Origin of the sequence: Nocardia bhagyanarayanae (assembly GCF_006716565.1) — a bacterium.
In the GTDB taxonomy this organism is placed as follows: domain Bacteria; phylum Actinomycetota; class Actinomycetes; order Mycobacteriales; family Mycobacteriaceae; genus Nocardia; species Nocardia bhagyanarayanae.
On sequence record NZ_VFPG01000001.1, the window covers coordinates 2,770,179 to 2,782,116 of the forward strand.

12 protein-coding genes are annotated in these 11,938 nt (G+C 69.7%); 7 read left to right on the forward strand and 5 right to left on the reverse strand.

Going from position 1 to position 11,938, the window contains the following annotated elements; all coding sequences use genetic code 11:
• Positions 1–58: 58 nt before the first annotated feature.
• The 3 genes from FB390_RS11810 to FB390_RS11820 all read right to left on the reverse strand — a co-directional run bounded on the left by FB390_RS11810 (position 59) and on the right by FB390_RS11820 (position 3,549).
• Complete coding sequence (locus FB390_RS11810; protein WP_425465859.1) at positions 59–1,288, reverse strand: lytic transglycosylase domain-containing protein; 1,230 nt, start codon at positions 1,286–1,288, stop codon at positions 59–61.
• 358 nt (positions 1,289–1,646) lie between these two features.
• The gene (locus FB390_RS11815) at positions 1,647–2,273 is read right to left on the reverse strand and encodes a DUF1003 domain-containing protein (protein ID WP_141808993.1); all 627 of its coding nucleotides are present in this window, start codon (positions 2,271–2,273) and stop codon (positions 1,647–1,649) included.
• Entirely contained in the window at positions 2,266–3,549 is a 1,284-nt protein-coding gene (locus FB390_RS11820; protein ID WP_141808994.1) for a magnesium transporter MgtE N-terminal domain-containing protein, read from the reverse strand. The genes FB390_RS11815 and FB390_RS11820 overlap by 8 nt, the downstream gene beginning before the upstream one ends.
• Before the next feature lie 26 nt (positions 3,550–3,575).
• On the opposite strand from FB390_RS11820, the gene FB390_RS11825 reads away from it, so the two are divergent.
• Genes FB390_RS11825 through FB390_RS11835 form a run of 3 tightly spaced genes read left to right on the forward strand, consistent with a single transcriptional unit; the run spans position 3,576 to position 5,619 of the window.
• Positions 3,576–4,532, forward strand: a complete 957-nt coding sequence (locus tag FB390_RS11825; protein WP_141808995.1) for an HpcH/HpaI aldolase/citrate lyase family protein — start codon at positions 3,576–3,578, stop codon at positions 4,530–4,532.
• A gap of 12 nt (positions 4,533–4,544) precedes the next feature.
• Positions 4,545–5,036 carry a YflT domain-containing protein gene (locus FB390_RS11830; RefSeq protein WP_067788497.1) on the forward strand — a complete coding sequence of 164 codons (492 nt, stop codon included), beginning with the start codon at positions 4,545–4,547 and terminating at the stop codon, positions 5,034–5,036.
• A 4-nt stretch (positions 5,037–5,040) separates the two neighbouring features.
• Positions 5,041–5,619: a suppressor of fused domain protein gene (locus FB390_RS11835; RefSeq protein WP_141808996.1), complete on the forward strand. Its 579-nt coding sequence runs from the start codon at positions 5,041–5,043 to the stop codon at positions 5,617–5,619.
• A gap of 3 nt (positions 5,620–5,622) precedes the next feature.
• On the opposite strand, the gene FB390_RS11840 is transcribed toward FB390_RS11835, so the two are convergent.
• A complete protein-coding gene (locus FB390_RS11840; RefSeq protein ID WP_425465860.1) occupies positions 5,623–6,699 on the reverse strand; it encodes a magnesium and cobalt transport protein CorA in 1,077 nt (358 codons plus the stop codon).
• A gap of 83 nt (positions 6,700–6,782) precedes the next feature.
• On the opposite strand from FB390_RS11840, the gene FB390_RS11845 reads away from it, so the two are divergent.
• From FB390_RS11845 to FB390_RS11860, 4 genes are all read left to right on the forward strand, one after another.
• The gene (locus tag FB390_RS11845; protein ID WP_141808997.1) at positions 6,783–7,637 is read left to right on the forward strand and encodes a PHP domain-containing protein; all 855 of its coding nucleotides are present in this window, start codon (positions 6,783–6,785) and stop codon (positions 7,635–7,637) included.
• A 5-nt stretch (positions 7,638–7,642) separates the two neighbouring features.
• On the forward strand, positions 7,643–7,900 hold the full coding sequence (locus tag FB390_RS11850) for a hypothetical protein (RefSeq protein ID WP_246123976.1): 258 nt from the start codon (positions 7,643–7,645) through the stop codon (positions 7,898–7,900).
• Positions 7,901–7,949: 49 nt separating this feature from the next.
• Positions 7,950–9,629, forward strand: a complete 1,680-nt coding sequence (locus FB390_RS11855; protein ID WP_141808999.1) for an FAD-binding protein — start codon at positions 7,950–7,952, stop codon at positions 9,627–9,629.
• 437 nt (positions 9,630–10,066) lie between these two features.
• Positions 10,067–11,263 (forward strand): NAD(P)-dependent malic enzyme, encoded by a 1,197-nt coding sequence (locus FB390_RS11860; RefSeq protein ID WP_141809000.1) that lies wholly within the window; start codon positions 10,067–10,069, stop codon positions 11,261–11,263.
• 138 nt (positions 11,264–11,401) lie between these two features.
• On the opposite strand, the gene FB390_RS11865 is transcribed toward FB390_RS11860, so the two are convergent.
• The gene (locus FB390_RS11865) at positions 11,402–11,827 is read right to left on the reverse strand and encodes a CBS domain-containing protein (RefSeq protein WP_246123977.1); all 426 of its coding nucleotides are present in this window, start codon (positions 11,825–11,827) and stop codon (positions 11,402–11,404) included.
• Positions 11,828–11,938: the final 111 nt, after the last annotated feature.

An 11,938-nucleotide genomic window follows, 5' to 3' on the forward strand; every position in this document is an offset into this window, starting at 1 on the left:
GGCTACCGCATTCGAGATCTTTTTGTTACTGCTTCGTGATCTGAATCGAGGTTTGGTCTCAGCCCTGTGGCGGAGCGGGCGGCAACGGGATCACGATGCCGAACGGCAGTGTGATGCCGGGCTGTTGGGTCGGGGCGGGCGCGGCGGGCACCGGCTCGGGGGTCGTGGCGACCTCCGGTTCGGGACTCGGCTGCTCGGGTGCGTTCGGCTGGGCGGGCGGATTCGGCTGGGCCGGTTCGGGCGCGGGAGCCGGTGCGCCCTGCTGGGGCGCGGGCAGGGCCTGCACCTGCGGTACACACGCCGGAATCGGCTGCGGCTCGCGAGCCTCGGCCCGAGCGGGGTCCTCGGCGCGCGCGGAGTCGTTCGGATCGAGCGGCTCGGCGCCGAATTCCTGTCGCGGGCCGAGCGGCCGTCCTGGCTCGCCGGGGCGTGGCATCGGCGCGGGCACCGCGGCAGGCGCGCACGGGTTGGCGGGCGGCGGCGGTGGCGGGCAGAAGATTCCGCACGGGATCGGCGGCAGGCCCGGAATCGTGATCATCACCTGGGTCGGCGCAGGCGCGGGCGCCGCGGGCACCGGCGACGGCGGCTGGTCCGCGGGCGAGGTGGTGCTCGGCAGCGTCGTCTGGACCGCGCTCATCTCCGGGTTCGAGGCGATGATCGGCACCGAGCCGGGCGGAACGAGCTCCGGCGAGATGGTGACCTGGCTGGGGCTGCCGCCGGTGCGGTAGGCCGTCGACCAGCTCAACACGTTGGCCGCGTAGGACATCGAGTTGTTGTAGCGCAGCACCGCCCGTAGCTCCTGCGCGGGATCGCGTAGGTTCAACCCGCCCGAGCACAGGTACTTGCCCGCGGCCAGCGAGGCGTCGAAGACGTTGTGCGGGTCGGAGACTCCGTCACCGTTGCCGTCGGCGGCGTACAGGCTCCACGTGCCGGGCAGGAACTGCATGGGGCCGATCGCCCGCACGTATCCGCCGTCCGCGGCCTTGATGACCTCGTTGCCGGGCAACGTGCCGTCCAGCGCGGGTCCGAAGATCGGGGTCACCGTCGTGCCCGCCGCGTCGGTGCGACCGCTCCCGGCGTGCGCGGACTCGATCCGCCCGATCCCGGCGAGCAGGTTCCACGGCAACCCGCATCCAGGCATCGAGGACTGCATGGCCAGCTCCGCGTTCCGGTACGCGGCGAGCACGATCTCCGGAATGCCGAGGGCTCCACCGACCGCGGGCAGCACGACGTCGTGCAGGGGAACCGTGCCGCCGAACAGCGGCAGGCCATCCGTGGGCGGGGTCATAGCTCGAAGTTTGCGGGGGGTGTCCGGCGCTACCGGCAACAGGCCTACTGTCCGAGACAGAGCGCCTTCCGATTCGGTGTCCGTGCCGTTGCCGGCGCCGCCCTGACCGCTGGACGCGGCGAGCAGCGCCTCCGGAGCCTGCGGCGGCGCGCTCGCGGTCGTGCTGTGGGCCGCCGAGCCGGAAGCGACCAGACCAGCGACAACGAGGGCCGACATGGTTATCGGAGCGGAAACTCGCATTCGGCCACACCAATCCTCTTCGTCATGGGTGCGGTGTCCGGGACGTTCCGCACCCGGCCCGCTCAGGACAACGTTGTCCAGGTTACCCAGCGGTCAGGTGGTTGTTGAGCATTTCCGGTCAATCGTCAGCAACAGGCGGCGAAACCTGAACGCGGGACTGCTTTCCACCGGATGTTTTCTTGCGATCCGCCTTGCCCGACTTCATCTCACGCGGCGTGTTGCCCTCTTGCCCCGACGCGGCCTCGATGCGGTCGAGAACCTCGCGCATCTCCTCCAATTCGCGGCGCAGATAGTCACGAGTCGCCACATCGCCCACCGCGATACGGAGCGCTGCGAGTTCGCGGGCGAGGAATTCGGTGTCCGCCTTGGTCTGTGCGGCGCGCATCCGGTCCTCTTCCAGCGCCACCCGGTCGCGGTTGTCCTGACGGTTCTGCGCCAACAGGATCAGCGGCGCGGCGTACGCGGCCTGGGTGGAGAACGCGAGGTTCAACAGGATGAACGGGTACGGATCCCAGCGCAGCGCGACGACGAAGACGTTGAGCAGGATCCAGATGATCACCACGATCGTCTGCAGCGCGAGATAGCGTCCGGTGCCGAGGAATCGGGCCACCCGCTCGGAGCTGCGCGCCAATGCCTCTGCGTCCCAGTCGAATCGGAAACGGGACTCGACCGGCGTCTCCAAGCGTTGCCGCGCCGAACTCGGGCCGACCCTGCCGACGCCCGCCGACGGGTTCTTCTCACTCATGCGCCGCGACCCCTTCGTGCTGCTCTTCCTCGCGCCAGTCCTCCGGCAGCAGATGATCCAGCACGTCGTCGACGCTGACCGCGCCGAGCAGATGGTTCTCGTCGTCCACCACCGGACCGCAGACCAGGTTGTAGGTGGCGAAATATCGGGTCACCGCCGACAGCGGCACCTCGGCGCGCAGCGGCGCCAGATCGGAATCGATGATGCCGCCGACCAGGTGCGCCGGCGGTTCGCGCAATAGTTGCTGGATGTGCACGCAGCCGAGGTAGGGCCCGGTGGGCGTGGCGGTCGGCGGGCGGACCACGAACACCATCGAGGCGAGCGCGGGCGTCAGATCCGGGTTGCGCACCCTGGCGAGGGCCTCGGCGACCGTGGTCGAGGGCGTCAGCACCACCGGTTTGGTCGTCATCAGACCGCCCGCGGTGTCGGGGGAGTGCGCGAGCAGCCTGCGCACCGGCTCGGATTCCTCGGGATCCATCATCGCCAGCAGCGATTCGCGTTCTCCCGTCGGCAGTTCGCCCAGCAGGTCGGCCGCGTCGTCGGGGTCCATCGCCTCGAGCACGTCGGCGGCCCGGCGCACCTCGAGGTGGCCGAGCAGGTCGACCTGATCGTCGTCGGGCAGCTCCTGCACCACGTCGGCCAGCCGCTCGTCGTCCAGCGCCTCGGCCACCTCGATGCGCCGCTTCTCCGGCAGCTCGCGCAGCATGTGCGCGACGTCGGCGGGCCGCAAGCCCTCGAACTGTTCGAGCAACTGGGTGACGTCCTGGCCCGGCCTGCCGATCTCGTACGGGGTCAGGCCTGTGACCGTCGTCCAGTCGACGACGTGCACGGTGCGCCGCCGCCCGATTCGCCGGTGCCCGCGCACCGCGACGCGGGAGACCCGCCAATCCCTGGTCCTGGTCAGTTCGATGCCGAGATCGACAACGAAGACGTCGACGCCCGCGAGATCGGGCAGGGCCGGATCGTCCACCCGCACCTTGGAATCCACGATCTGCGCCAGCGCGAGCATCTCGCCGGGTCGTTGCTGGAAACGGCGCAGGCTGACGGTGCCGGTATTGAGCGTGACATTGCCGGGTTCGATCGAGGTCACCCGCAACATCGGCACGAAAATCCGGCGCCTGCTCGGCAATTCGACGACCAGCCCGTGCACCCGCGGTACCTGACGGTCGTAGCGGATCGCCACGACCGCGTCGCGGACCCGGCCGATAGACTCCCCGTCCGGTCCCAGCACCGCCAGGCCGGCAAGCCTGGCGATGTACACCCTGGTAGCTGCCATGCTTGCCAGACTAGACAGGAGGCTCCATGAAGCCGCGCCGATCGGTGCTCGCCGTGCCGGGCAGCAATCCCAAGATGATCGAGAAGGCCAAGGGGCTGCCGGTCGACGAAGTCTTCCTCGATCTCGAGGACGCGGTGGCGCCGGTCGCCAAGGCCGCCGCGCGCGCCAACATCGTGGCCGCGCTGAATCAGCCGGGCTGGGGCGAGCAGCTGCGCGTGGTGCGGGTCAACGACTGGACGACGGAGTGGACCTACGCCGACGTGATCACGGTGCTCGAGGGCGCGGGCCGGGCCATCGACGCGATCCTGCTGCCGAAGGTCACCGACGCGGGCCAGGTGCGTGCGCTGGATCTGCTGCTCACCCAGGTGGAGAAGGCCAACGGGCTGGAGGTCGGGCGGATCGGCATCGAACCGCAGCTGGAAAACGCGATGGGCCTGCGCAATATCGATGAGATCGCGACCGCGAGCCCGCGCGTCCAGGCGCTGGTCTTCGGCCCGGCCGACTTCATGGCGAGCATCAACATGCGCACCTTGGTGGTCGGCGAACAGCCCGAGGGATACGACACCGGCGACGCGTACCACCACATCCTGATGACCATCCTGCTCGCCGCGCGCGCCCACGGCCTCCAGGCGATCGACGGCCCGTACTTGCAGATTCGCGACGTCGACGGTTTCCGCAGGGCCGCCGCGCGCACCGCCGCGCTCGGCTTCGACGGCAAATGGGTGCTGCATCCTGGCCAGATCGACGCGGCCAACGAGATCTTCAGCCCGCGCCAGGCCGACTACGACCGGGCCGAGGAAATCCTGGACGCCTACGCCTTCCACACCTCCGCCGAGGGCGGCGCGCGCGGCGCGGTCATGCTCGGCGACGAGATGATCGACGAGGCCAGCGCCAAGATGGCTCAGGTGATCGCCGAGAAGGGGCGCGCCGCCGGGATGACGCGCACCACGCGTTTCACACCACCGAACGGCCGCTCGGAATAGCAGAATGGAGCCATGACGAATCCCTTGGGGAACACGAACCGCGCCCGCCAGGGGTTGCCTACCCCGCCGTCGGGCTGGCCGGTGGGCTCCTATCCGACCTACGCCGAGGCGCAGCGCGCGGTCGACTATCTGGCCGACAACCAGTTCCCGGTGCAGGACGTGACGATCGTCGGCGTCGACCTGATGCAGGTCGAACGGGTGCTCTACCGCCTGAACTGGGGCAAGGTGATCGGCGGCGGCGTGGTCTCCGGCGCGTGGCTCGGTCTTTTCCTCGGCCTGCTGCTGAGTCTGTTCACCACCAGCGGCGCGTTCGGTCCGCTGCTCGTCGGCCTGGTCGGCGGCATCATCTTCGGCGTCATCTCGACCTCGATTCCGTACGCGGCCACCAAGGGGCAGCGCGATTTCGCCTCCACCATGCAGCTGGTGGCCGGTCGCTACGACGTGCTGTGCGACCCGAAGTCGGCCGAGCAGGCGCGGGACATGCTCGCGCGGTTGGCGATCTGAACGCATGGACGTGATGGACAAGGTCCGCACCGGGGTGCTCGACCACTACGGGGTGCCCGAAAGCGGCGTCGATTCGGCCTCGGTGACGTTCCTGGGGCTGGAGCCGATCGAGATCCTGCGGATCGTCGACGGCGACGTCGTGCACTACGCGACGCTCGGCGGCTCGCGCCACCCGATGGGCGATCCCGGTGACCTGCACGCCGATCCGGTGCGCGGCCCGCGCGCGGAGCTGGTGCTGACGCTGCGCTCCGGCACCGCCATGCCGGGGCTGCCCAAGGCGCTCGGCATCCTGGTCGCCACGCCCTCCGTGGAAGGCGTTGTGCTGCAAGCCGATGCGCTGCTCGACCTCGGCGAGCCGATGTGGCAGGGCTCGGCGTTCACCGCGGCGCTGCTCGGCGACAGCGAGATCCCGCAGATTCCGCTGCCCGAGCCCGCCGAGCCGGTCAGGTACCTGACGGTCACGCCGGTGACCGCCACCGAGGCGGCTTGGGTGCGGGTGCGCGGCGCGCAGGCGCTGCGTGACGCGTGGGCCGAAGCCGGCATCGACGTGCGCGATCCGGGTCGTGGGGCGGCGACGCTGTAGCGGTCAGAGCCAGTTGTTGCGACGGAACGTGATGAACAGCCCGGTGCACACCATCAGGACAACCAGCCACCACACGCCGTAGCTGTAGGTCCACCTCAGTTCCGGCATGTGGTCGAAGTTCATGCCGTAGACACCCGCGACCATGGTCGGGACCGCCGCGATGGCGACCCACGCCGAGATCTTCCGCATGTCGGTGCTCTGCTGCACGGTGATCTTGGCCAAGGCGGCGCTGACCAGTTCGCTCAGCGATTCGTCGAAATCGGAGATGCGCTCGGCGACGGTCGTGTGGTGGTCGGACACATCACGCATATAGCGCCGAATCTCCTTGGGCACCGGTAGATCCGGTTTGTGTGCCAGCAGTTGCAGCGGCGCGGCGAGCGGGTTCACCGCGCGACGCAGCTCCACCACTTCGCGCTTGAGCTGGTAGATCGACTCGATGCTGACGTGGTCGCGCGGGGTGAAGACCGCCTCTTCCATCTCGTCGATGTCGTTTTCCACCAGCGCCGCCACCTCGATGTAGGAGTCGACGACGTGGTCGGCCACCGTGTGCAGCACCGCGTACGGGCCGTGGCTCAACTGGTCGGCGCGACCCTCGAGTTCGCGGCGTACCCCGGCCAAGCCGGTGTGCTCGCCGTGCCGGACGGTCACCGCGAAGTCCGGTCCGGTGAACACCATGATGTCGCCGGTTTCGACGATCTCGCTGACGCTGTCCATTTCGTGCGGCACGTAGGAGACCGTGCGCAGCACCAGGAACAGTGTGTCGTCGTAGCGTTCCAGCTTGGGTCGCTGGTGGGACTTGACCGCGTCCTCGACGGCGAGTGGGTGCAGGTCGAAGGTCGAGGCGATGTCGGCCATCTGCGTCTCGTCCGGGTCGTGCAGCCCGATCCAGACGAAACCCGTCCCGCGCGAGCGGACCTCGGCCAGCGCCTCGGCGTGGGTGAAACGACCCGGCAACCGGAGCCCGTCGACGTAGACGGCGCAGTCGACGACGGCGCGGGCGGTGGGAACCGGAATGCGTGGGCGCGGCATCGCCGCGCGGCCCTGCCCGCGGAAAGACGGCATGGGCGGTATGGACGGCACGACGACGATGGTAGAGGCCGCGGCCGGTCGAAGCCGTCGGCTGCCGTGCCGGTCGGAGATGGCGCACTGTAAGACTGGAGGACGTGCGCATCGACCTGCATACCCATTCGACCGCGTCCGACGGCACGGACACCCCCGCCGAACTGGTGCGGAACGCGGCAGCCGCCGGTCTGGACGTGGTCGCGATCACCGATCACGACACCACGGCCGGCTGGACGGAGGCGGTCGACGCGCTACCGAAGGGCCTGAGCCTGGTGCGCGGAATGGAGATGTCGTGCGTCGGGCTCGGCGAGGACGGCTGGCCGGTGCCGGTACATCTGCTCGCCTACCTCTTCGATCCGACCGACCGCGGTTTCGCCGAGGAGCGCGAGCGGCTGCGCGCCGAGCGGGTGGATCGGCTGCGCGCGATGGCCGAGCGGATGGCCGCCGACGGACTGCCCATCGACCCGGACGCGGTGCTCGCCTCCGCGGGCCCTTCGGCCGGGCGGCCGCACCTGGCGCGCGCCTTGGTCGAAGCGGGTGTGGTGCCGAGCGTGGACGCGGCCTTCACCGAACTGCTCGCGCCGCGCGGTCCGTACTACGCGGAGAAGGCCGACACACCGCTGCACCGCGCGGTCGAGATGATCGCGGGCGCGGGCGGGGTCAGCGTGCTCGCGCACACCAGGGCGCGCAAGCGCGGGCGGCTGCTCGCCGTGGACGACATCCGCGAACTGGCCAACCTCGGGCTGGGCGGCCTGGAAGTCGACCATCCGGACCATTCCCCGTCCGATCGCGCGGTGCTCACCGGCCTTGCCGAGGAACTCGGCCTGCTCACCACCGGTTCCTCGGACTACCACGGCGCGAACAAGACCATCCGGCTCGGCGAGTTCACCACCGACCCAGCGCAATTCGAGGAGCTCGCGGGTAAGGCGACGGGCGTGCCCGTGATCACGTCGTGAGATATGTGCGTGCGATCAGCGGCGTGGTCGCCGCGGGCACGGTGCTGCTGACGCTGGTCGTGGTCGGCGCCGCGTTCATCGGCGGGCGGCGCGGTTTCCCCGGACCGGGCACGGAATCGGTAACCTGGCATCTGATCGCTTCGGCGACGGTGCTTGCGGCGCAGATGTTTTCGGATAGGCATCGGGGTTTTCCCGCCTTTTTCGGATCCGCGGTCGTTTTCTTTGTCACCGGCGTATTGCTTTGGACACAGTGGTGGGGCTGATAGTCCGGTACTGGTTGCGGCCGGGTGAATTGTGGCCGAACATTTTGTTGTGAGTGAGATCGAGACGGATGTGCTGGTTCTCGGCGGCGGCCCCGCCGGAACGTGGGCGGCCGTCTCGGCTGCCGCCGGAGGGGCGAGGGTGGTGCTCGTCGACAAGGCCCGTTGCGGAAGCAGCGGGCCTTCCGCGTTCGGAAGCACCACGGTGTGGAACATCCCGCCCGGCGCGGCGAGGGACGAGGCGGTGCGCCGATCGCACGCGGACGGCGGCCACCTCGGCGATCCCGAGTGGATCCACCGGGTGTTCGACGAGACGCACCGGCGGATCGAACAGCTGGTGGGCTGGGGCTACCGGTTTCCCGACGACCCGCGCGGCGGCTCGCCACGGGTCCGCATGGACGGCGCGGGATACTTGCGCCGCATGCGCCGCACCGTGCTCGAGGCGGGGGTGCGCGTCCTCGATCACCATGCCGCGTTGCAACTGCTGCGCGACGGCGACGGCGTGATCGCGGGTGCGGCGGGCGTGCGGCAGGACGACGGCTTCCGTACCTGGACGATCCGCGCGGGCGCGGTGGTGGTGGCCACCGGCGGTTGCGCGTTTCGCTCCGGCGGCGCGGGCGCCGATGTGGCCACCGGCGACGGGCTGCTGCTCGCCGCCGAGGCGGGCGCGCGACTGTCCGGCATGGAGTTCTCCAGCGCGTATTCCCTCGGCCCCGCGCTGAATTCGCCGACACCGGCCGTGCATCCGAGTTTCGCGTCGGGTCTCGCGCTGCGTCTCGCGACGCTCTACGACGAGAACGGCGACGTCGTCGCGGGCGGCAGGCACGCGGCGTTCGCGGCCATCGCGGACGGTCGGCGGGTTTTCGCCGCGCTGGACGACGTGCCGGAGACGGTGCGCCACTGGCTCGCCAGGCAGGGCGCGGTCGATCGGTTCCGGCGGGTGCCACTGCGCGCGGTGCTCGAGGGCACGGTGCGCGGCACGGGCGGCCTGGCGCTCACCGGCCCGGACTGCGCAACCACGGTGGCCGGGCTGTACGGCGCGGGCGGCGTGGTGAGCCGCGAGGTGATCACCGGCGCGGTGAGCGGAATCGGCGGTCACAGCGGGGCGTGGGCCATCGCGTCCGGCGTGTGGGCGGGCGCGGGCGCCGCCCGTTTCGCGCGGAAACGGGGCGGGGTGGGTGCGGTGCGTCCGGTGCCCGGCGCGGGCCTCGCCGCGCGGGCACGCATCGATCCGCGCGCGATCGTCGGACTGGTCCAGGAGCACACCTTGCCGCTGCGCCGTAGTTACTGGCGCAGCGCGGGCAGTCTGCGCGACAGCATCGCCGAACTCGACGGCATGTGGCCGGGCGCGGCGTTCGCCCTCGGCGGCACCGGCGCGGAGCGAGTGCGCGCCAGGGAGGTCGCGGCCCTGCTCGCGGTGGCCAGATGGACCAAGCACAGCGCGCTGGCTCGCACCGAGACCCGCGGCATGCACCGGCGCACCGATCATCCCGAGGCCGGAGCCGAGTGGCGGGTCCGCCTGATGTCGGGCGGGCTGGACAGCGTCTGGGTGAGCGCCGAGCGCTCGCGGCGGGTACGGTCGGAAGCTGCGGCCGGCGTGCCGGGACCGTCCGTCGTGCGCGGCCAGGTGCCGGTCGGGCTGGAACCCGCGCCGGTGCTGCCCGAGATCCCGCGGATCGGGCCGGATCAACCGGAGCCGGACCTCACACCCCCCGACCGCTTGGCGATGTGACAACTCACCGCCGCGCGGTGTGCGGATGCGAGTTTCCCCTAACTCAGGGGTAATTCCAGCCGCTTACCCTCGGAATATGACGCGCAACCGGGATCCGACACACCGGTTTGGCAAGTCATCGGACCGGCTGGCAGAATGTTGCGGATTCCCCTCCTACGCCACCGCCGGGTTCGGGAATCACGGTGCTCCGAGCCGCGCAACGTACCGTCGCGCCCCGAGGATCGCCCCGCATGTTCTGTCCGGACCCACCCGTCCGGCCCCCGCTCTGCGGATCAGTGCAGCGTCACGTCTCGAGCTGATGATCGGGTTTTCTACACCGCAATCCCGACTCGAAACGTCCCGGTCAGCGCACTCGATGAGCGGTACGAATCACCTATTACGAAATACCCGGCGGTAACCGTCCCCCGGTTCAGCCCGACCCGAGCAGGAGTGAAATCGTGTCACCTGTGACTGACGCACCGAATGCGACCGCGAGTTTGTCCGAAATCACCAACGACGAAATCTTCGCTGGACACCTCGGCGGCAAGCTCTCGGTCGAGCTCTCTGCTCCGCTGGAGACGCAGCGCGACCTCTCCATCGCGTACACCCCCGGCGTCGCTCAGGTCAGCCGCGCCATCGCTCAGGACGAGTCGCTCGCCAAGCGATACACCTGGACCGACCGGCTGGTGGTCGTGGTCAGTGACGGCACCGCCGTCCTCGGCCTCGGCGACATCGGCCCGCGTGCGTCGCTGCCGGTGATGGAGGGCAAGGCCGCACTGTTCAAGAAGTTCGCCGGACTCGACTCCATCCCGATCGTGCTGGACACCAAGGACGTCGACGAGATCGTCGAGACCCTGATCCGGCTGCGCCCGAGCTTCGGCGCGGTCAACCTGGAGGACATCTCCGCGCCGCGCTGCTTCGAGATCGAGAAGCGCGTCATCGAGGCGCTCGACTGCCCCGTCATGCACGACGACCAGCACGGCACCGCGATCGTGGTGCTCGCCGCCCTGAACGGCGCGGCTCGCGTGCAGGGACGTGACATCAGCGGTCTGAAGGTCGTGGTGTCGGGCGCGGGCGCGGCGGGTATCGCGTGCACCAACATCCTGCTCGCCGCGGGCGTGCGCGATGTCACCGTGCTCGACTCGAAGGGCATCGTGAGCCGCGATCGCGCCGACCTGAACGAAGTGAAGGCCGACCTGGCCCAGCGCACCAACCCGCGCGGACTCAACGGTGGCGCCGCCGAGGCGCTCGCGGGCGCGGACGTGTTCCTGGGACTGTCGGCGGGCCTGATCGCCGAGGAGCTCATCGCCTCGATGGCGCCGGAGGCGATCGTCTTCGCCATGTCCAACCCGGACCCGGAGATCCACCCCGACGTGGCGCGCAAGTACGCCTCCATCGTCGCGACCGGCCGTAGCGACTTCCCGAACCAGATCAACAACGTGCTCGCCTTCCCCGGCGTGTTCAAGGGCGCGCTGGACGCCGGCGCCCGCCGCATCACCGAGGGCATGAAGATCGCCGCCGCCGACGCCATCCTCAGCGTGGTCGCCGACGAGCTCGGCCCCGAAAAGATCGTCCCCAGCCCGCTCGACCCGCGGGTCGCCCCGGCCGTCGCCGAGGCCGTCGCCGCCGCCGCGCGTGCGGAGGGCGTTGCGTAACAACTGATTACGCAATCACAGGGCGCCCCGTTCAACGGCGAACGAGGCGCCCTGACTTGTTCGCGCGACGGATCGCCGCCGCGCGACGGGCTTCGCGGTCGATCACCCGAGGTGGTTCACGTCCGCGGCGGGTGACGGTCAGTGCGGCACGAAGACGGCCGAGATGAATTCGGCCAGCTGGGTGTCGGTGACGTTCTTGGCCAGGTCGGATTCGCTGATCATCCCGACCAGGCGCTTGTTCTCGATGACCGGCAGCCGCTTGATCTGATGCTCCTCCATCATGTGCAGTACGTCCCGCAGTTCGGCGTCGGCGTCGACCCAGCGCGGCGTGCCCTTGGCGAGATCGCCCGCGCGGACGCGGCTGGGATCGTGTCCCTCGGCGATGCACCGGACGACGATGTCACGATCGGTCACCATGCCGACCAAGCGGTCGTTCTCGCAGATGGGCAGCGCGCCCACGTCCAGGTTGCGCATCATCTCGGCGGCGCGGTCGAGCGTTTCGTCCGCGGGGACACATCTGGCGTCGGCGTGCATGATGTCGCGTGCCTTCATCGGTGCGTTCATGCTCACGGCAATCCTCCTGTCTCGGGTTGGTTTCCCGCAGGACTCGAGGTTGCGCAGGACTCGACACGGCTTGCCACAGTTGCGTCGAGCGCGCGCACGGCTGACGACGAC